Here is a 17,961-nt window from a genome sequence, read left to right as displayed (position 1 = left end):
CGGGTTCCTATGTTCAAAAGCAGCTAGACAGTGTGGGCGAGTCCATACATAGGAGCGGCCTTGTGTCGCGAAAGGGCCGCACAGCGGCCCCAGGCTTCAACCCCGCTCTCGGGCCCGCAGCGCGGTCACTGTCTCTCCGCCAACCCCCCAGTTATCGGTCGGTACCTCCTCGATCACCACAAAGGTACTGGCCGGCGGCTTGCCCAGCACCTGCTGCAGCATGCGGGTCGTCTGTTCGATCAGCTGGCGCTTGTGCTCAGCGCTCACGCCTTCATCGGTTACGCGAATATGGACATAGGGCATGGTTCTCGCTCCTCTGTCAGTGCCAGGTGCCAGCGGTGCTACCGCCATCCACCGGCAGGATCACGCCGCTGACGAAGCGTGAGTCGGCCAGGTACAACACTGCATCCACGACATCCTGTGGCAAGCCGGTGCGGCCACTGGGTGACAGCGCGCCCATGCCTTGTGTGTTGCCGCCATGCAGCGGTGTTTCGATGATCCCCGGCGCCACCGCGTTCACCTGCACGCCGCTGGCTGCCAGTTCCAGCGCCAGGCCTTTCACCGCCTGGTTCAGGCCACCCTTGACCAGTACCGGCAGCAGGGCTGGCACGCGGGTGTCCGGTTGCAAGGCGATGGAGGCGGTGATGGCGATGATCTGCCCATGCCCTTGCCTGGTCATGATCCGCGCCGCTTCCTGGGCCGGGTAGAAGAACCCCTTGAGGTTGGTGCCGACCAGGGCGTCGACATCCGCTTCGCTGTACTCGGCAAATGGCTTGGCAATGAAGATGCCGGCGTTGTTGATCAGCAGGTCGACCCCGCCAAAGGCTTGCTCGGCGCTGGCGAACAGGCGCTGCGCCGTGCCCAGCTCGGCGATGTCGCCAGCCACGCCGATGAAGCGCGATGGGTTGCCGAGGCGGGCGGCGGCTTGCTCAAGGCGGGCCTGGCTGCGGGCGTTGCCGACCACGTTGTCGCCGCGTTCGAGGAAGGCCTCGGCCAGGGCGAAACCCAGGCCGCTCGAGGCCCCGGTAATGATGACGGTGCGTGGCGTGTTCATGTGCATGATCTCCAGTGAAGTGAGCCATGGGCTCGGTGTGAAGCCACTGTAGGTTGCAATCAGCACTTGAAAAATGAGGCGCGGGGCATTTCAATCGATACATCATATAATCAATCGAGCCGTCATGACCCGCCATTTCGACGATCTGCAACTGGGCAGCCTGGAGCTGTTCTGCCTGGCCGCCGACAGCGGCAGCTTCACTGCCGCGGCCACGGAGGCCGGCGTTACGCCGGCGGCGGTCAGCCGCAGCGTGGCGCGCCTGGAAGAGCGCCTGGGTGTGCGCCTGTTCGTCCGCACCACCCGGCAGATGCGCCTGTCCGCAGCCGGCCAGGCCTATTACCAGCAATGTCGGCAGGCACTGGGGCAGCTGGTCGAGGCCGAGCGCCAGGTCACGGGCGGGCAGGTCGAGCCGAGCGGCCGCCTGCGTATCAGTGCACCCACGCCCTATGCTCATCACCGGCTATTGCCGCTGCTGCCGCGGTTTCGCCAGCGTTACCCAAAGGTGCAGGTGGATGTGCATGTCAGCAACCGCAACGTCGACTTTGCCGAGGAACCGTTCGACCTGGCCATTCGTGGTCGCGAGCCGGCCGATTCGCGGCTGGTGGCGCGTCGCCTGGAAGATGCCGAACTGGTGGTGGTGGCCACGCCGGGCTACCTGGCCCGTGCCGGCACGCCACGAACACCACACGACTTGCTGCAACATGAGTGCATCCAGTTCGAACTGCCCAGCAGTGGCCGCCGCCCGCCGTGGAGCTTCCTTCAGGATGGCCAGCAGGTGGAGATCGAAACCCAGGGTGGGTTCACCTGCCTGGGCGACTTCCTCGCCACCGCCACGCTGGTGCGTCATGGCGGCGGGCTGATGCAGGCTTATCGCTTTACCGTGCAGGACGCACTGGCCAGTGGCGAACTGGTGGAAGTGCTCGCCGAGTTTGGCGGCACTTCGCGGCCGTTCATGCTGATCTACCCCCAGGCCCGGCACATGCCGCTGCGGGTGCGGGTGTTCATCGATTTCCTGTTTGCCGAGGGGGCATAGCCCCCGGGCCGAGCCGAGGCGCTGGGGCGTATGGCCGACTATGCTGTTTGCTGCGTCGAGCCAATGTCATCTCGACGACCCTTCAGGTTTTCCAGGAGAACGCTCCATGAAATCCACGAAATGCATACCCTTGCTGGTGATTGCCTCGGTCCTCAGTTTTGCCGCACACGCAGACCCGGCGAGCAACTGTGCGGCCAAGATCAAGGAACTTGAGGATTTCGACAAGGCCAGTGGCCAGGCAATGCATGGCGGCATGGCCCATGACTTCAAAGTCCACCTGCAAAATGCCAAGGATGCTCAGAGCAAGGGTGATATGAAGCAGTGTCAGGCCTCGGCCGACCAGGCCAAGACTATCTACAACAAGGCACGTAGCAGATAAGCGCTTCCTGGCCCTTTCGCGGGTAAACCCGCTCCCACAGCATCTCCAACAGGCTCAAGGCCAGCGCGGTACCTGTGGGAGCGGGTTTACCCGCGAAGAGGCCAGTGCAGGAAAGCCCAGTCAGAACCAGCGATCATTCTTCCTGCGCCCACGGGTCAGCGCCGGCAGGATCAGCCCCGCCAGCAAGCCCGCGCCGGCAATGCTGCCGCCATACACCATGTAGCGCATCATCACCTGCTTGTTCTCGTCCCCCAGGCGGGCCTGGGTATCGCGCAGCTGCGACTGGCTCTGGCCGAGCTGTTCATTCAGCGCCTTGTTGCGCGCCTCCAGTTCGTCGATCAGCTTCTTGCGTGAATCCAGGGTTTCCTGCATGCCCTGCACGCGGCTCTTCCAGCTGTCGTCGATGTTCTTCAACTGCCCGGTCAGGTCCGCGACCTGGGCATCGAGCTGCGGCAGGCGCTCGCTCTGACCTGGCACTGACTGCAGGTCGTTGCTGAGAATCCACACCACATCGCCGTTCTGCCCGCGCACCTGGCTGTAGTTGCCCTGGCTGCCGATCAGGGTCAGCTTCTGCCCGGACTTGAGCGTACCGACAATGCGGTGGCCATCGGTGGGGCCGCTGCGCACATAGGTGCTCAGGCTGTCGCTGACCCAGCGTGCGTCGCTGGCAGGCTCTTCGGCGTGCACCGGTGCGGCAAGGGCCACCAAGGTGGCGATCAGGCCGCCGCGCAGGGCAGTGAGGGCGGAAGCAGTTGGGCGGGAATCGGGCATGTTGGGTCTTCGCTGAAACAGGACAAAAGTAGGCCCGGTGACTGGGCCGATGAACCGGTCGGTGAGTTGACCGTCAGCGAAAGACCGTTTTTTTGTAGGCGGGTTCACTACCTGACGTCGGAAATGTCTGCAGGATGTTGCAGGGCCCGGCTTGGCTTTGCTGCATTGCCAATGAGGAAAATGTCGTGGAGTACCCCTTGTCGATCCTCTGAATTCACCCTGCTTGCCGGGGCTAGACTCTGGAGTTCACATTCATTCATGGAGCAAGACCATGACTGCCAGGAACACCATCTGCCTCTGGTACGACAATGATGCCGAAGAGGCAGCGAACTTCTACGCCAGTGTCTTCCCCGACAGCAAGGTAATCGCGCTGCACAAGGCACCGAGTGATTACCCGTCGGGCAAGGAGGGCGACGTGATCACGGTCGAATTCACCGTCATGGGCATTCCCTGCGTGGGGCTCAATGGAGGCAAGGCCTTCACGCACTGCGAGGCGTTTTCATTTCAGGTCAGCACCGAGGACCAAGCCGAGACCGACCGCTTTTGGGATGCCATTGTCGGCAATGGCGGCGAGGCCAGCGTCTGCGGCTGGTGCAAGGACAAATGGGGGATTTCGTGGCAGATCACCCCGCGCATCCTCATCGAAGCCATCGGGCACCCCGACCGGGCGGCGGCCAAGCGGGCGTTCGAGGCCATGATGCAGATGGGCAAGATCGATGTGGCCAGGATAGAGGCGGCGTTGAAGGGCTGATTACGGCAGTGAAGGCATCTTGATCGGGGGGCTGATCGGGGTGGGCGTGGTTGACCATGAGTTTTTGTAATCAATAAGCCCTAGAAAATGTCGATGTATCGGCTCGCAGCCCCGCCCTAGACTCGGGTAGCAACTGGGGGCTCCGCTGTTCATTCAAAGGGACTGATCGAGCGAGCAGGCGCATCAACGCACGATGAAGCGTACGCCAACCCCGATGCATCGCTGTTTTCCAGACAACAAGAACCAGGAAATCCGCACGCCATGATGACATCGCCGTTCTCGATCCCCGCCAATGCCCGCCGTATCGACCCGTCGCGCCAACGCGCTGCTGCTTTCAAGGCCGACGGTTCGGTCGACGACAACGACCGCACCGAAATCGGCCCTACGCCGCTGGCCTTTGCCGAGTGGGCTGCCCTCGGCCTGCAGGCGCCGCACCTGCCAACCATGCGCGAGTACCGCCTGCAGCGTATCCGCGAGCAGCTGGTGGCCCGCGACCTCGGTGGCATCCTGCTGTTCGACCCACTGAACATCCGCTATGCCACCGACACCACCAACATGCAGCTGTGGACCACCCACAATCCCGCGCGTGCCTGTTTCGTCGCCGCCAGCGGCCATGTGGTGCTGTGGGACTTCCATGGCTGCGATCACCTGTCTGCGCATTTGCCGCTGGTCAGCGAACTGCGCAGTGGCGCTTCGTTCTTCTATTTCGAAACCGGTGACCGCACCGAGGAACATGCCCGGCGCTTCTGCGCCCAGGTCGACGAACTGCTGCGCACCCATGTCGGCAACAACCGCCGCCTGGCCGTGGACCGCATCGAAGTCGCCGGCCTGCGCGCCCTCGATGCGCTCGGCGTACAGGTGCACAATGGCCAGGAAGTGACCGAATTCGCCCGGCTGATCAAAGGCCCCGACGAAATCCTCGCCATGCGCTGCGCCGTGGCTTCCTGCGAAGCCTCGGTGGCCGAAATGCGCCAGGCCATGCGTGCCGGGGCCACCGAGAACGATGTGTGGGCGGCGCTGCACAGCGGCAATATCCGCCGCGGCGGCGAATGGATCGAAACCCGCATCCTCAGCTCTGGCCCGCGTACCAACCCCTGGTTCCAGGAGTCCGGCCCACGGGTGCTCGGTGATGGTGACCTGTTGTCGTTCGACACCGACCTGATTGGTGTATATGGCTTCTGCGTGGACATGTCGCGCAGCTGGATCTGCGGTGGCCTGGAGCCCACGGCAGAGCAGAAGCGCCTGTACCGCATTGCCCATGAGCACATCCATGTCAACGCCGAAATGGTCAAGCCTGGCGTGCGCTTCACCGAACTCACCCGCAACGGCCACCGCCTGCCCGAGAGCTGCCGCGCGCAGCGTTACGGCGTGATGTTCCATGGGGTGGGGCTATGCGACGAGTACCCGAGCATTCGTTACCCGGAAGACCTCGAGTCCTATGGCTACGAAGGCGAACTGCAGCCGGGCATGGCCTTGTGCGTGGAGGCCTATGTGGGCGAAGTGGGTGGGCGTGACGGGATCAAGCTGGAGAACCAGTTGCTGGTGACCGAGGACGGGTATGAGCTGTTGACCCATTACCCGTTCGAGAAAAGCTTCCTGCGCGATTGATTGGGCAACCGGGGACCGCTTCGCGGTCCCTGTGGGAGCGGGCATGCCCGCGAAGGGCTGCAAGGCAGCCCCGGTTCCAAAGGCTTGCCCGATCAGTTGCCGGTCACCTCGGCCTCTGCCGACGCCGGCTTGGCCGAAGTCTTCTTCTCCTGCACCACGATGTAGAACTCTTCGCCATGCTTCACCGCGCCATACAGCACGGCCTTCTCGATCAGTTCGTTGCCGCGCAGGTGGCGCAGCATCATCGGGTCCTTGCGCAGGTCGCGGTACAGCGCCAGGCACAGCAGCACCATCACCACCACGAACGGCAGGGCCACGACGATGGTCAGGTTCTGCAGGCCGGTCAGCGCCTCGCCGGGGTCGCGCGGGTCACCGATTGCCAGCATGATCGCCGCAACAGTACCGGTCAGCGCACCCCAGAAGATCACCGTACGTCGCGATGGCGTGGTGGTGCCGTGTTCCGACAGCGTGCCCATCACCAGCGAGGCCGCATCGGCACCGGAAACGAAGAAGATACCCACCAGAACCATCACCAGCACCGATGTCGCCGAGGCCAGCGGGTAGCTGTCCAGCAACTGGTACAGCGCGTGGTTGCTGTTGACTGCACCATTGGCCAGCTGGAAGGCGCCCTCGCGCAGGGCGTCGATACTCGCGCCGCCAAAGATGGTGAACCACACCAGGCTGACCAGGCTCGGTACCAGCAGCACCCCGGTAACGAACTGGCGGATGGTGCGGCCGCGGCTGATGCGGGCGATGAACATGCCCACGAACGGCGTCCAGGAAATCCACCAGGCCCAGTAGAACACGGTCCAGCCGGCCAGCCAGCTGTTCATCTGCTCACCGCCGCTGGCGTTGGTGCGGGCCATCATTTCCGGCAGCATCTTGACGTAGATACCGATCGAGGTTGGCAGCAGGTTGAGCATCAGCAGGGTCGGGCCGACCATGAACACGAACAGCGCCAGCACCAGTGCCAGCACCATGTTGGTGTTGGACAGCCACTGGATGCCTTTGCCGATGCCCGACACCGCCGAGGTGACGAAGGCGATGGTCAGCAGGGTGATGATCGAGATGTAGAACAGCTTGCCGGGGCTTTCGATCCAGCCGTTGTACTCCAGGCCACCGGCGATCTGCAGCGCGCCCAGGCCCAGCGAGGCCGCCGAGCCGAACAGCGTGGCGAAGATCGCCATCATGTCGATCAGGCGGCCGAGCGGGCCGTTGGCATGCTTGCCGATCAACGGCCGGAAGGCGGCGGAAATCAGCTGCGAGCGGCCGCGGCGGAAGGTGCCATAGGCAATCACCAGGCCAACGATGGCATACATGGCCCAGGGGTGCAGGGTCCAGTGGAACAGCGTGGTGGCCATGGCCACCTGCATCGCTTCGCTGGACTGCCCGGTGGCCGTCCCGGGCGGTGGCGACACATAGTGCGACAGCGGTTCGGCAACGCCGAAGAACATCAGGCCGATGCCCATGCCGGCGCTGAACATCATCGCCACCCACGACACCGTACGGAATTCTGGCTGTTCGCCATCACGGCCCAGCGGGACCCGGCCGTAACGGCTGGCCGCCAGCCACAGCACGAACACCACGAACAGCGTGGAGGTGAGCACGAAGAACCAGCCGAAGTTGAGAATGACCCAGGATTGCGCGCTGGAGGCGCTGCTGGCGAGGCTGGCCTGGTTGAGGAAGCCCCAGAGGACGAAAGCGATTGCCAGGAGGCTGGTGAAACCAAAGACGATCCAGTCGAGCTTGCCCTCGAAACGCCGGTCCTGGCGCGCTTCCGCGGTTTTCGAGGGGTCCGTCACGCCAAGGTCGAGCGTTTCGGTGATGTGTTCCTTTGCCATGAATGATGAGGCCCCTTTCTGGCTTACCTGCAGGTGCAGGCTTGTTGTTGTGTGGGCTACCGAGTTCGATGACTGCCTCGGCGGGGAGATTGCTGGCGGGATTATCCTGCGCACGAAACGGCGGCTCCTGTCCCGATAACGCCCCGGGGCGTCCATTACGCGACCTGCCAAATACTTTTAGTTCTGGGGGCGATGGCCCTTTCTGCTTCGCGTTCTGGTACCCTGATGGGCATTCCCCGGGCCTGCACATCCGAGCACCGTAGACGCGCTGCTGCTTGTGGGCCTGGCCGTACCAGGAAACGGAGATTCGTCCAAATGGCCACTGACCGTGTGAGCCTGATTCATTTCGATAAATTGAGCATGAGCCCTGCCGCTGCCGATCGGTTCCAGAAAGCCCTCGACGCGCTGGAAGCGCTCAAGCTGCAGGACCGTTACGTGTATCTCATCGCTCCTTATCTGGGTGATATCGCTGACGCCTCCGACCCCGAGCAACTGGCCACCGCCCTGGAACAGGGCTTGCGCGTGGTCGACGAGCTGCTGGCCGCCAGGTCGGTCAGCAAGGTCAAGGCCGAGGAAGTGCGCCAGGTGTTCCACGGCGCCGCCGAGCGTGCGCGGGCAGAAATGCCCGGCTGAATGGCGGCATGGCCAAAGACATCGACAACCCTTGCGTCTCGCTGTGCCAGCTCAATAGCGAGCTGTGCGTGAGCTGCGGCCGCACCCGTGACGAAATCCGCAAATGGCGGGGCATGAAACGCCCCGAGAAGATGGCCACCGTGCAGCGGGCGGCAACGCGGATGAAGGCTATCGCCAAGAAGGCGGCCAAGCGGCAGAATGCCGACTGAACCTGCGCACCCAGTGCGCGGCCTTTCCTGATTGTCTGACGAGCCTGAAAATGGATTCTCACTCGCTGTTTGCCTTTACCCTGGTCGCTGCCATCGCGATCGCCAGCCCCGGCCCTGCCACCCTGATGGCCATCAACAACAGCCTGGCCCATGGCCAGCGCAGCGCGATCTGGTCGTCGCTGGGCAATGGTTCGGGCCTGTTCTGCCTTTCTGCTGCAGCCATGCTGGGCTTGGGCGCGCTGCTGGCCAGTTCCGAAATGCTGTTCAACGCCGTGAAGATCCTGGGGGCGGGCTACCTGTTCTACCTGGGGGCGCGGCAATTGCTGAAAAAGAGCCCGATGCTGGCGCAGGGCGCCGCAGAGGGTGTGGCCAAGGTCCGGCCCACGCCGCTGAAGCTCTACAAGTCGGCCTTCCTCACGGCAGTGACCAACCCCAAGGCGACCATGTTCTTCACCGCACTGTTCCCGCAGTTCATCGACCAGGGGGCGGCGCTGCTGCCGCAGTTCCTGATCCTGACCGGGATATTCGTGGCGTTGTCGCTGGTTTCGCTGAGTCTGTATGCCGCGCTGGCGGCGCGGGCCAAGGGCGTGCTGACCCGGCCGTCGCTGTCGCGCTGGGTCAGCCGGGTGGTGGGCACCACCTTCATCGGTTTTGGCGCAGCGATCCTGGCGATGCGCCGGCAGGGGGCCTGAAGTACGAGGGCCGCTCCTTCTGGCCGATAAAAGGCCAACCTGATGGCCATACATGGTCCAGACTGTCTACAGCACGCACAGATGGGTGCTGCAGTCGACCACAGGATGTGGCAGCCTTTGGCCACCGCTCCGGGTCTGCGGATGTCACATGTGCCGAGGGTTGTCGATGATCGAGCGCTGCTTTCGCCACGCCTTGTTGCTGCTGCCGTGCCTGCTGCTGCCGCTGGCGGCGGTAGCGCATGAGGAATGCCGGCGGCTGACTGCCACCGGCAACCCGGAATACCCCCCCTACCTGTGGCGCGACCCGCAGAACCCCGAGCAACTGATCGGTGCCAATGCCGACCTGCTCAAGTACCTGGGCAAGCAGCTGGGGCTGGAAATCGAGGTGGTCTACGGCGGGCCGTGGTCGCGCGCCCAGGAAGAAGTGCGCACGGGCCGGATCGATCTGATGGCCGGGTATTTCCTGACCGAGGCCCGCCGGCAACAGATGGACTTCATTGCCCCGGCATTCCTGCATACCCCAAGTGTTGTCTGGGTGCGCCAGGACAATACCTTTGCCTACCGGCAATGGGCCGACCTGAAGGGGCGCAAAGGTGGCACGCTGGTCAACAACAGCCACGGCCAGCAGTTCGACGACTACGCCAGGACCAACCTCACCCTCGAAGCGGTACCCGGTGCCAGGCAGGCATTCGAGAAGTTGATGCACAAGCGCAGCGATTATGTGGTGTACGAGCAGTATCCCGGCTTGGCGCTGGCGCGCACATTGGGGATTGCCGACACTTTGCAGGTGCTGGAGCCACCGATATCCAGCGAAGGGCTGTACCTGGCGCTGTCGCATGACTCGCCCTGCAACCAGCCGAAGCTGCGTGAGGCGCTGGCGAGGGAGATGGAAAAGATCGTTGCCGGAGCGTTGCCGGAGCAGCTGTTGCAGCAAAACCTGGAGCGTTGGCAATAAATAGCAGCCTGGTATGCGGTCCTTGTAGGAGCGGCCTTGTGTCGCGATGGGGCGCGCAGCGCCCCCTGTTTTCAGCTTCGCCGCAGATATCGCCGGGGCCGCTTCGCGCCCCATCGCGACACAAGGCCGCTCCTACAAGGACCGGGCCAGTTGCTCGGCTTCCTTGGCCCGGGTCACGCTGACTGCGCCGGGCAGGGTGACATCGTTCTTCGCCGCGAGGATCTCGGCCATGACGCTGACGGCAATCTCGGCCGGGGTCTTGCTACCGATATAAATGCCGATAGGGCCGTGCAGGCGCTGCAACGACGCTTCGCTTTCGCCAAAGTGTTCGATCAGCCGCTCGCGGCGCAGCTGGCTGTTGCGCCGTGAGCCGATGGCACCGATGTAGAATGCCGGGCTGTGCAGGGCTTCGAGCAGGGCCAGGTCGTCCAGCTTGGGGTCGTGGCTGACGGCGACGATGGCGCTGCGCAGGTCTGGGGCGAAGGCGCGGACCACGTCGTCCGGCATGCCGGCCAGGTGGTTGACGCCGGCAACGTTCCAGCCTGCCGTGTACTCGGGGCGCGGGTCGCACAGTGAAACGCTGAAGCCATTGAACAGGGCCATGGTCGCCAGGTATTCGGCCAGCGCGCCGGCACCGATCAGCAGCAGGCGGTAGCCGGGGCCAAGGGTGCTGAGCATGTGCTGGCCATCGAAGCTGAACAGTTCGGGCGTGGTGGTGGCGGTGAGGCTGGCCTCGCCGCTGCGCAGGTCGAGCCCACGGCGTACCAGATTGCCGCCGTCGAGGCCGGCGAGCAGTTGCTCCACGTGTGGCAGCGACGGGGCGAATTCCAGCACCAGTTCGAGGGTGCCGCCACAGGGCAGGCCGAAGCGGTGGGCCTCGTCGGCGCTGACGCCATAGCGCACCACCTGGGGAAGGCCGCCGGGCATGCCGGGGCCGCCGTAGGCACTGGTGTAGCGGTGAATGAGGTCGTCCTCGATGCAGCCGCCAGAAACACTGCCAACCACACGGCCGTCACTGCGCAGGGCCATCATCGAGCCCACTGGGCGGGGGGAAGAGCCCCAGGTGCGGGCGACCGTGGCGAGCAGGGTGCGGTGGCCGGCGGCGAGCCAGTCTCGGGTGGTGCGCAGGACCAGCAGGTCGATGCTTTCCATGGGTACTCCGGTAAAGCCTGGTGTTCATGGGTGGCTGTACCGGCCTCTTCGCGGGTGAACCCGCTCCCACAGGATTTGCATCACCCCTAAGACCTGTGCAGTACCTGTGGGAGCGGGTTCACCCGCGAAGAGGCCGGTACAGCCACCAAATTCATCGCATATGCAAAATGATCGGGCTACTGCTGGCCGGGTCGGTATGCCCACGCAACTTGCCCACCGCCTGGGCATTCACCGCGCCACCATTGTTCCCCCAGGCACTGCGCACGAAACCCAGCACATCAGCAATTTCCTGATCACTCAATTGCTCACGGAAGGCCGGCATGCGATAGGCATCGGGCAACCCGGCCGTCACCACCCGCTGCGAACCATTGAGGGTGATATTGATCGCCGAGGCGTCTTCCTTGGCCAGTGCCGAAGTAGCGCCGGCCAAAGGCGGCATCCATTCGGCCTGGCCCTTGCCGTCCAGGCCGTGGCACGACGCACAGCGGGTTACATAGGTATGCGCCCCAGGGCTGTCGAGCCGCGCCGCCGTCGTTTCGGCCTGGTACTGCCACGGCTCACCGTCGCGTTGCGGGTCGCCGGGCAGCGACTTCAGGTAGCGGGCGATGGCGGCCAGGTCGTCGTCACTCATGAACTGCGTGGAGTTGTTGAATGCCTCGGTCATCGAGCCGAATACCACCGCATGCCGGTTGCGCCCGGTCTTGAGGAACTGCGCGATCTCGGCCTCGCTCCAGCGCCCCAGCCCGGTGTTAGGGTCGGCACGCAGGCTCGGTGCATACCAGCCATCGAGCAGGGCACCAGCGAGGAACGGCTTGCCGCTGTCATCCAGGGCCTTTTCGTTGAAGGCCAGGCCGCGTGGCGTATGGCAGCTGCCACAGTGGCCAGGGCCCTGGACGATGTAGGCGCCGCGGTTCCACTGGGCATCCTGCCCGGCCTGGTCGGCGTATGGCGTGGTGGCGGCGAACAGGCCGTTCCACATGGCAATGGGCCAACGCCAGTTCAGCGGCCAGGGAATGTCGCTGGCAAGGTTGGCCTGTTGCACGGGTTGCACGCCCTGCATGAAGAAGGCGTACAGCGCCTTTACATCGTCATCGCTGAGCTTGGCGTAGGACGGGTAGGGCATGGCCGGGTACAGCCGCCGGCCACCGGGCGCGACGCCCTGACGCACGGCACGGTCGAAGTCGGCCAGGCTGTAGCCACCGATGCCGGTGTCGCGGTCGGGGGTGATGTTGGTGGCGTGGATTGCTCCCAGCGGGGTGGCCATTTCCAGCCCGCCGGCGAACGGTTTGCCGTCCGGCAGGCTGTGGCAGGCCACGCAGTCGCTGAGGCGGGCCACGTACTCGCCACGGCTGACCAAAGCCGGGTCGGCAGTGGTGGCCTGCGCATCGGCAAATGGCGAGGCGGGCTCGCGGGTGACGTACCAGGCCAGCAGGCCTGCCGCGACCAGGCACGGCAGCGCCAGCCAGCCAGCGGTTCTTGCGAAACGGTGGGTCATGGGGCGTCCTTGTCTGCTCAGCTGAAGGTATGGCGGCTCAATGGCAGACTGCGCACGCGCTGGCCGGTCAACTGTGCGACTGCGTTGGCCACCGCCGGTGCCACCGCGGGCAACGGTGGCTCGCCGATGCCACCCATCTTCGCCCCGCTTTCGACAATGCGCACATGCACCCTGGCCATGCGCGACGGCGGCAGGATCGGGTACAGGTCGTAGTTGCGCGCGCGCGGCTTGCCATCCACGTACACCGCTTCTTCCAACAGCGTCTGCGACAGGCCCAGGGCGACGGCGCCGTTGACCTGATGCTCGATGATCGCCGGGTTGACGATGCTGCCCGGGTCGATGGCCTGCCAGATGTCGTGCACCTTGACCTGGCCATTCTCGATCGACACCTCGGCAATGACCGCTGCCTCCGAGCCGAACGGCGAGGCCATGGCCACGCCACGCGCTCGCTTGCTGCCATCCTCGGCAGTGAACGGCCCACGTTTCCAGCCGCCGGACAGTTCGGCGACGGCCTGCAACAGGTTGGTCAGGCGCTGGTTGTCGCGCAGCAGGTGCAGGCGCAGTTCGAACGGGTCCTTGCCGCCTTTGTCGGCCAGTTCGTCGAGGAACGACTCATAGAAGAAGTCGTTCAGCGAGTTGCCCACCGAGCGCCAGTAGCCGAGCATGGCCGGGCCTTTCACGTAGATCTGCGCGATGCGCTTGTTGGCGATGGCGTAGGACTTGCCCGACAGCCCTTCGAGCGCGGTCGGGTCGAGTTTTTCGCCTTGCTTGCCAGCGATGGCTTCGGTCGGGCCTTCGGTGGCGCTCACGGCTTCGAGGGCCACCGGCAGGCCGTCGGCATCCAGCCCGGCGCGGAACTTCACCACGGCGACCGGGCGCAGCACATCTCGGAGGAATTCCTCTTCGCGGCTCCAGATAAGTTTCACCGGCCGGCCGACCGCCTTGGCCAAGGCAATGGCCTGTGGGTAGGGGTTGGCCGAGTCGTACAGGAAGTGGCGGCCAAAGAAACCGCCCAGCAACGGCGAATGCAGGGTGATCTGCGCCGGGGCCAGGCCGGTGCGCTTGGCAATGTCGTCACGGAACATGTCCGGCGCCTGGTTGGGCAGCCACACTTCCAGGCTGCCGTCCGGGTTGAAGCGCGCCAGTGCCGACGGCGGCTCCAGCTGGGCGTGGTTGAGGTACTGGTTGTGGTAGGTTGCCTCGACCCGGGTCTTGGCACTGGCCAGCATGCCGGCCACATCGCCCTGGTTTTCGTCGTCGCGCGCCGGGCCCGTGACCGTGGCCAGGTGCTCGCGCCAGCCATCGCTGGAGAAGTCGGCCGGCATTGGCCGTACCGGGCTGTCGGCCGCGGGCTCCTTCCAGTCCACCTGGATGGCTTCGACCGCGCGCTTGGCGTGCCACCAGCGTTCGGCAACCACCGCCACGGCACCCGGCAGCTGATGCACCGAATGCACGCCCTTCATGGCCTTGACCTGGTCTTCGTTGCGCAGGCTGCCAACGGTCATGCCCAGGCGTGGCGCGTGCTGCACGGCAGCGTGGAGCATGCCGTCGACCTTGATATCGATGCTGTACACAGCCTTGCCGGTGGACTTGTCGTAGGCATCCAGGCGACGTACCGGCTTGCCGATCCAGCGAAACTGGCTGGGGTCGCGCAGCTTGACGCTGGCCGGGTCCGGCACCGGCAGGTCCATGGCCCGCCCGGCCAGTTCACCGTAGGGGATGGAGCGGCCAGTCGTGGTATGTACCACGTTACCCGGCGTGGTGGAGAGTTCTTCGACCGGCACGCCCAGCTGCTCGGCGCCCGCCTGCAGCAGCATGGCCCGGGCGAGGGCGCCCAGGCGGCGCATGGTCGGGTAGCTCATGCGCACCGACATGCTGCCGCCAGTGATGCGCATGCCGTTTTCCATCACTACATAGGCTTCGCCGGGCGGCGCGCTGTCGACCACGAAATTGGCCGGGTCGACGTCCAGCTCTTCACCAACGATCTGCGCCATGGCGGTGAAGGGGCCTTGGCCACCTTCCATGAACGGGCTGAGCAGGCGTACTTTGCCGTCCGGGCGGATCTCCAGAAACGCCGGCACCTGGGTACCGCGCTCCGGGGTTGCTGCGGCGGCTGCCTGTACGCGGGCCGACCCCATGGGCAGGCCGAAGCCCAGCACCAGGGCACCGACAGCCGTGCCGGCAAGAAAGCGCCGACGCGACAGGTTGACCGTTTCGCCCAGTTGCAGCTTGAGCAGTTCGGCGGGGGTATCGACAGGTGTGTTCATCAGGCCTTCTCCCCTTGGGCCAGCTCATGCACGGCGGCATGGATGGCGTTGTAGGTGCCGCAGCGGCACAGGTTGACCATGGCTGCCTCGATCTGCGCGTCACTGGGCTTGGGCGTGTGCTTGAGCAGCGCCGTGGCCGCCATTACCTGGCCGGACTGGCAGTAGCCGCACTGGGCCACCTGGTGCTCGACCCAGGCCGCGACCACCCGTTTGCCGACGGCATCGGCCTCGATCGCCTCGATGGTGGTCACCTCGCGCCCGACCACGCCGGCCACCGGGGTGACGCAGGCGCGCACCACGTTGCCGTCCACCAGCACCGAACAGGCGCCGCACTGGGCCAGGCCGCAGCCATACTTGGTGCCGGTCAGCCCCAGGTCATCGCGGATCACCCACAGCAGGGGCGTGTCGGCGTCTGCCTCGACCTGGTAGGTCTTCTGGTTGATGCGTAGTTCCATGGTTCACCTGCCCGTCAACGGTTGCTGTCGCTTGGTTTCTTCTGATCGGGGAATACGGTGCTCCCCAGTGCAGAAACGCTAGCACAGCGGGGTGACCGCTGGTCTGCTGGCGGGGGCAGGTTCAGAGGATCAGGCAAGCAATTCGGTGAAATGCGCAAGTCTGTGTCGGCCCCTACAGGCGTTTCGCTAAATCAGAGACAAGTGGAGTACCTGTGGGAGCGGCCTTGCGTCGCGAAAGGGCCGCAAAGCGGCCCCGGCAATCTTGCATGTTGCTGAAATCCTGGGGCCGCTTAGCGGCCCTTTCGCGACGCAAGGCCGCTCCCACAAATAAAGACCGCGTTCGGAGTTGAAGAGGACTTCCGCAGCGAAAACCCGGATAATGCCGGCCAATTTCGTTTTGCACGCTTAAATCACGGTAATCCCGCATGGAAATCAAGGTCAATTTTCTCGACAATCTCCGTCTCGAAGCCAAGTTCGACGACTTCACGGTGATCGCCGACCAACCGATCCGCTACAAGGGTGATGGCTCGGCCCCGGGGCCGTTCGACTATTTCCTGGCGTCTTCGGCCTTGTGCGCGGCTTACTTCGTCAAGCTGTACTGCCAGACCCGCGACATCCCCACCGAAAACATTCGCCTGTCGCAGAACAACATCGTCGACCCGGAAAACCGCTACAACCAGGTCTTCAAGATCCAGGTCGAGCTGCCCGAGGACATTTCCGAGAAGGACCGCCAGGGCATCCTGCGCTCCATCGACCGCTGCACCGTGAAGAAGGTAGTGCAGACCGGCCCCGAGTTCGTGATCGAAGTGGTCGACAACCTCGATGCCGATGCCCAGGGCCTGCTGATGCCGGTGGCGGACACCAGCACCTACATCCCCGGCAAGGACCTGCCGCTGGAGCAGACCATCGCCAACATGTCGGGCATCCTCGCCGGGCTGGGGATGAAGATCGAGATCGCCTCGTGGCGCAACATCGTGCCCAACGTGTGGTCGCTGCATGTGCGCGACGCCCAGTCGCCGATGTGCTTCACCAACGGCAAGGGCGCGACCAAGGAGGCCGCACTGGCCTCGGCGCTGGGCGAGTTCATCGAGCGGCTGAACTGCAACTTCTTCTACAACGACCAGTTCTGGGGCGAGGACCTGGCCAACGCGTCGTTCGTGCACTACCCGAACGAGCAGTGGTTCAAACCCGGCCCGCGCGATGCGCTGCCGGCCGAGATCCTCGATGAGCACTGCCTGGCAATCTACAACCCGGACGGCGAGTTGCGTGGCTCGCACCTGTACGACACCAACTCGGGCAACACCGCGCGCGGCATCTGTTCGTTGCCGTTCGTGCGCCAGTCCGACCAGCAGGTGGTGTACTTCCCGTCCAACCTGATCGAGAACCTGTTCCTCAGCAACGGCATGAGCGCCGGCAACACCCTGGCCGAGGCGCAGGTGCAGTGCCTGTCGGAAATCTTCGAGCGCGCCGTGAAGCGTGAAATCCTCGAAGGCGAGCTGTGCCTGCCGGATGTGCCGCAGGAAGTGCTGGCCAAGTACCCGGCTATCGTCGCCGGCATCCAGGGCCTGGAAGAGCAGGGCTTCCCGGTGCTGGTCAAGGATGCGTCGCTGGGGGGCGAGTTCCCGGTCATGTGCGTGACCTTGATGAACCCACGCACCGGTGGCGTGTTCGCCTCGTTCGGTGCCCACCCGAGCCTGAAAGTGGCGCTGGAGCGCAGCCTCACCGAACTGCTGCAGGGCCGCAGCTTCGAAGGCTTGAACGACCTGCCGCAACCGACCTTCGAAAGCCACGCGCTGACCGAGCCGAACAACTTCGTCGAGCACTTCATCGACTCCAGTGGCGTGGTGTCGTGGCGGTTCTTCAGTGCCAAGGCCGACTTCGAGTTCGTCGAGTGGGACTTCTCCGGCCACGGCGAGGACTCCAACGTGCAGGAAGCCGCGACCCTGTTCGGCATCCTCGAGGACCTGGGCAAGGAAGTGTACATGGCGGTGTACGACAACCTTGGCGCCACCGCCTGCCGCATCCTGGTGCCGGGTTACTCGGAGATCTACCCGGTCGAGGACCTGATCTGGGACAACACCAACCGCGCCTTGTCGTTCCGCGCCGACATCCTCAACCTGCACAGCCTGGACAACCGTTCCCTCAAGCTGCTGCTCAAGCGCCTGGACAACTGCGATGTGGATGACTACACCACCATCACCACGCTGATCGGCGTGGAGTTCGACGAGAACACGGTGTGGGGCCAGCTGACCATTCTCGAGTTGAAGCTGCTGATCTGCCTGGCGGTACAGCGCTTCGAGGACGCCAAGGAACTGGTCGAGGCGTTCCTGCAGTTCAACGACAACACCGTCGAGCGCGGCCTGTTCTACCAGGCGCTGAACGTGGTGCTGGAAGTGCTGCTGGACGACGAACTGGAAATGGACGACTACGAAGCCAACTTCCGCCGCATGTTCGGTAACCCGCGCATGGACGCGGTGCTGGGTTCGGTGGACGGCAGCGTGCGTTTCCATGGCCTGACCCCGACCAGCATGAAGCTCGAAGGCCTCGATCGCCACCTGCGCCTGATCGAAAGCTACAAGAAGCTGCACGCGGCCCGGGCCAAGTTCGCCTGATATCTGACAGGTATTCTTTCCCCCCCGCAGAACGCAAGGCCTTGTGGGAGCGGC

17 protein-coding genes are annotated in these 17,961 nt (G+C 64.4%); 9 read left to right on the top strand and 8 right to left on the bottom strand.

All coding sequences use genetic code 11. The features are described from left to right. Window positions 1-96 precede the first annotated feature (96 nt). Entirely contained in the window at window positions 97-303 is a 207-nt protein-coding gene (locus ACGLHT_RS23765) for a 4-oxalocrotonate tautomerase family protein (protein WP_025338803.1), read from the bottom strand. A gap of 16 nt (window positions 304-319) precedes the next feature. Beyond that, window positions 320-1,054 carry an SDR family NAD(P)-dependent oxidoreductase gene (locus ACGLHT_RS23760; protein WP_137163700.1) on the bottom strand — a complete coding sequence of 245 codons (735 nt, stop codon included), beginning with the start codon at window positions 1,052-1,054 and terminating at the stop codon, window positions 320-322. A gap of 124 nt (window positions 1,055-1,178) precedes the next feature. Here ACGLHT_RS23760 and ACGLHT_RS23755 point away from each other — a divergent pair, with 124 nt between their 5' ends. Continuing rightward, window positions 1,179-2,087 (top strand): LysR family transcriptional regulator, encoded by a 909-nt coding sequence (locus tag ACGLHT_RS23755; protein ID WP_003259239.1) that lies wholly within the window; start codon window positions 1,179-1,181, stop codon window positions 2,085-2,087. Between the two features lie 106 nt (window positions 2,088-2,193). Then, on the top strand, window positions 2,194-2,466 hold the full coding sequence (locus tag ACGLHT_RS23750) for a hypothetical protein (RefSeq protein ID WP_025338805.1): 273 nt from the start codon (window positions 2,194-2,196) through the stop codon (window positions 2,464-2,466). Window positions 2,467-2,586: 120 nt separating this feature from the next. Here the strand turns inward: ACGLHT_RS23750 and ACGLHT_RS23745 are convergent, their stop codons facing one another. Then, window positions 2,587-3,237, bottom strand: a complete 651-nt coding sequence (locus tag ACGLHT_RS23745) for a TIGR04211 family SH3 domain-containing protein (RefSeq protein WP_137163701.1) — start codon at window positions 3,235-3,237, stop codon at window positions 2,587-2,589. Window positions 3,238-3,508: 271 nt separating this feature from the next. Here ACGLHT_RS23745 and ACGLHT_RS23740 point away from each other — a divergent pair, with 271 nt between their 5' ends. Beyond that, window positions 3,509-3,988 carry a VOC family protein gene (locus ACGLHT_RS23740; protein ID WP_085591580.1) on the top strand — a complete coding sequence of 160 codons (480 nt, stop codon included), beginning with the start codon at window positions 3,509-3,511 and terminating at the stop codon, window positions 3,986-3,988. 261 nt (window positions 3,989-4,249) lie between these two features. Next, window positions 4,250-5,596 carry a dimethylsulfonioproprionate lyase DddP gene (gene dddP / locus ACGLHT_RS23735; protein ID WP_274120715.1) on the top strand — a complete coding sequence of 449 codons (1,347 nt, stop codon included), beginning with the start codon at window positions 4,250-4,252 and terminating at the stop codon, window positions 5,594-5,596. 92 nt (window positions 5,597-5,688) lie between these two features. On the opposite strand, the gene ACGLHT_RS23730 is transcribed toward dddP, so the two are convergent. Then, window positions 5,689-7,437 carry a BCCT family transporter gene (locus ACGLHT_RS23730; protein ID WP_274120714.1) on the bottom strand — a complete coding sequence of 583 codons (1,749 nt, stop codon included), beginning with the start codon at window positions 7,435-7,437 and terminating at the stop codon, window positions 5,689-5,691. A gap of 315 nt (window positions 7,438-7,752) precedes the next feature. Between ACGLHT_RS23730 and ACGLHT_RS23725 the strand changes: the two genes are divergently transcribed. From ACGLHT_RS23725 to ACGLHT_RS23710, 4 genes are all read left to right on the top strand, one after another. Continuing rightward, complete coding sequence (locus tag ACGLHT_RS23725; RefSeq protein ID WP_025338810.1) at window positions 7,753-8,070, top strand: hypothetical protein; 318 nt, start codon at window positions 7,753-7,755, stop codon at window positions 8,068-8,070. An 8-nt stretch (window positions 8,071-8,078) separates the two neighbouring features. Then, window positions 8,079-8,279 (top strand): DUF1289 domain-containing protein, encoded by a 201-nt coding sequence (locus tag ACGLHT_RS23720; protein WP_012271937.1) that lies wholly within the window; start codon window positions 8,079-8,081, stop codon window positions 8,277-8,279. 50 nt (window positions 8,280-8,329) lie between these two features. Continuing rightward, window positions 8,330-8,971, top strand: a complete 642-nt coding sequence (locus ACGLHT_RS23715) for a LysE family translocator (protein ID WP_025338811.1) — start codon at window positions 8,330-8,332, stop codon at window positions 8,969-8,971. Window positions 8,972-9,137: 166 nt separating this feature from the next. Next, on the top strand, window positions 9,138-9,926 hold the full coding sequence (locus ACGLHT_RS23710; protein ID WP_075044978.1) for an ABC transporter substrate-binding protein: 789 nt from the start codon (window positions 9,138-9,140) through the stop codon (window positions 9,924-9,926). Window positions 9,927-10,058: 132 nt separating this feature from the next. On the opposite strand, the gene ACGLHT_RS23705 is transcribed toward ACGLHT_RS23710, so the two are convergent. From ACGLHT_RS23705 to ACGLHT_RS23690, 4 genes are all read right to left on the bottom strand, one after another. Next, on the bottom strand, window positions 10,059-11,078 hold the full coding sequence (locus ACGLHT_RS23705) for an XdhC family protein (RefSeq protein WP_085665658.1): 1,020 nt from the start codon (window positions 11,076-11,078) through the stop codon (window positions 10,059-10,061). A gap of 151 nt (window positions 11,079-11,229) precedes the next feature. Continuing rightward, window positions 11,230-12,573 (bottom strand): cytochrome c, encoded by a 1,344-nt coding sequence (locus tag ACGLHT_RS23700; RefSeq protein ID WP_274078787.1) that lies wholly within the window; start codon window positions 12,571-12,573, stop codon window positions 11,230-11,232. 17 nt (window positions 12,574-12,590) lie between these two features. After that, complete coding sequence (locus ACGLHT_RS23695) at window positions 12,591-14,840, bottom strand: molybdopterin cofactor-binding domain-containing protein (RefSeq protein WP_137163706.1); 2,250 nt, start codon at window positions 14,838-14,840, stop codon at window positions 12,591-12,593. After that, a complete protein-coding gene (locus ACGLHT_RS23690; RefSeq protein WP_003259224.1) occupies window positions 14,840-15,295 on the bottom strand; it encodes a (2Fe-2S)-binding protein in 456 nt (151 codons plus the stop codon). The genes ACGLHT_RS23695 and ACGLHT_RS23690 overlap by 1 nt, the downstream gene beginning before the upstream one ends. 425 nt (window positions 15,296-15,720) lie before the next feature. Here ACGLHT_RS23690 and ACGLHT_RS23685 point away from each other — a divergent pair, with 425 nt between their 5' ends. Next, the gene (locus ACGLHT_RS23685) at window positions 15,721-17,907 is read left to right on the top strand and encodes an OsmC domain/YcaO domain-containing protein (protein WP_274120713.1); all 2,187 of its coding nucleotides are present in this window, start codon (window positions 15,721-15,723) and stop codon (window positions 17,905-17,907) included. Window positions 17,908-17,961: the final 54 nt, after the last annotated feature.

This window comes from Pseudomonas sp. PsB, assembly GCF_043658375.1.
GTDB classification, from domain to species: Bacteria; Pseudomonadota; Gammaproteobacteria; order Pseudomonadales; family Pseudomonadaceae; genus Aquipseudomonas; species Aquipseudomonas putida_Z.
Note: the sequence above shows the minus strand (reverse complement) of the source record. Positions and strands in the feature narration are given on the sequence as shown.

Excerpts from the sequence above, each read along its gene's own strand:
- ACGLHT_RS23765 (WP_025338803.1), bottom strand. The coding sequence starts at position 303 with ATGCCCTATGTCCATATTCGCGTAACCGATGAAGGCGTGAGCGCTGAG.
- ACGLHT_RS23760 (WP_137163700.1), bottom strand. The coding sequence starts at position 1,054 with ATGAACACGCCACGCACCGTCATCATTACCGGGGCCTCGAGCGGCCTG.
- ACGLHT_RS23755 (WP_003259239.1), top strand. The coding sequence starts at position 1,179 with ATGACCCGCCATTTCGACGATCTGCAACTGGGCAGCCTGGAGCTGTTC.
- ACGLHT_RS23750 (WP_025338805.1), top strand. The coding sequence starts at position 2,194 with ATGAAATCCACGAAATGCATACCCTTGCTGGTGATTGCCTCGGTCCTC.
- ACGLHT_RS23745 (WP_137163701.1), bottom strand. The coding sequence starts at position 3,237 with ATGCCCGATTCCCGCCCAACTGCTTCCGCCCTCACTGCCCTGCGCGGC.
- ACGLHT_RS23740 (WP_085591580.1), top strand. The coding sequence starts at position 3,509 with ATGACTGCCAGGAACACCATCTGCCTCTGGTACGACAATGATGCCGAA.
- dddP (WP_274120715.1), top strand. The coding sequence starts at position 4,250 with ATGATGACATCGCCGTTCTCGATCCCCGCCAATGCCCGCCGTATCGAC.
- ACGLHT_RS23730 (WP_274120714.1), bottom strand. The coding sequence starts at position 7,437 with ATGGCAAAGGAACACATCACCGAAACGCTCGACCTTGGCGTGACGGAC.
- ACGLHT_RS23725 (WP_025338810.1), top strand. The coding sequence starts at position 7,753 with ATGGCCACTGACCGTGTGAGCCTGATTCATTTCGATAAATTGAGCATG.
- ACGLHT_RS23720 (WP_012271937.1), top strand. The coding sequence starts at position 8,079 with ATGGCCAAAGACATCGACAACCCTTGCGTCTCGCTGTGCCAGCTCAAT.
- ACGLHT_RS23715 (WP_025338811.1), top strand. The coding sequence starts at position 8,330 with ATGGATTCTCACTCGCTGTTTGCCTTTACCCTGGTCGCTGCCATCGCG.
- ACGLHT_RS23710 (WP_075044978.1), top strand. The coding sequence starts at position 9,138 with ATGATCGAGCGCTGCTTTCGCCACGCCTTGTTGCTGCTGCCGTGCCTG.
- ACGLHT_RS23705 (WP_085665658.1), bottom strand. The coding sequence starts at position 11,078 with ATGGAAAGCATCGACCTGCTGGTCCTGCGCACCACCCGAGACTGGCTC.
- ACGLHT_RS23700 (WP_274078787.1), bottom strand. The coding sequence starts at position 12,573 with ATGACCCACCGTTTCGCAAGAACCGCTGGCTGGCTGGCGCTGCCGTGC.
- ACGLHT_RS23695 (WP_137163706.1), bottom strand. The coding sequence starts at position 14,840 with ATGAACACACCTGTCGATACCCCCGCCGAACTGCTCAAGCTGCAACTG.
- ACGLHT_RS23690 (WP_003259224.1), bottom strand. The coding sequence starts at position 15,295 with ATGGAACTACGCATCAACCAGAAGACCTACCAGGTCGAGGCAGACGCC.
- ACGLHT_RS23685 (WP_274120713.1), top strand. The coding sequence starts at position 15,721 with ATGGAAATCAAGGTCAATTTTCTCGACAATCTCCGTCTCGAAGCCAAG.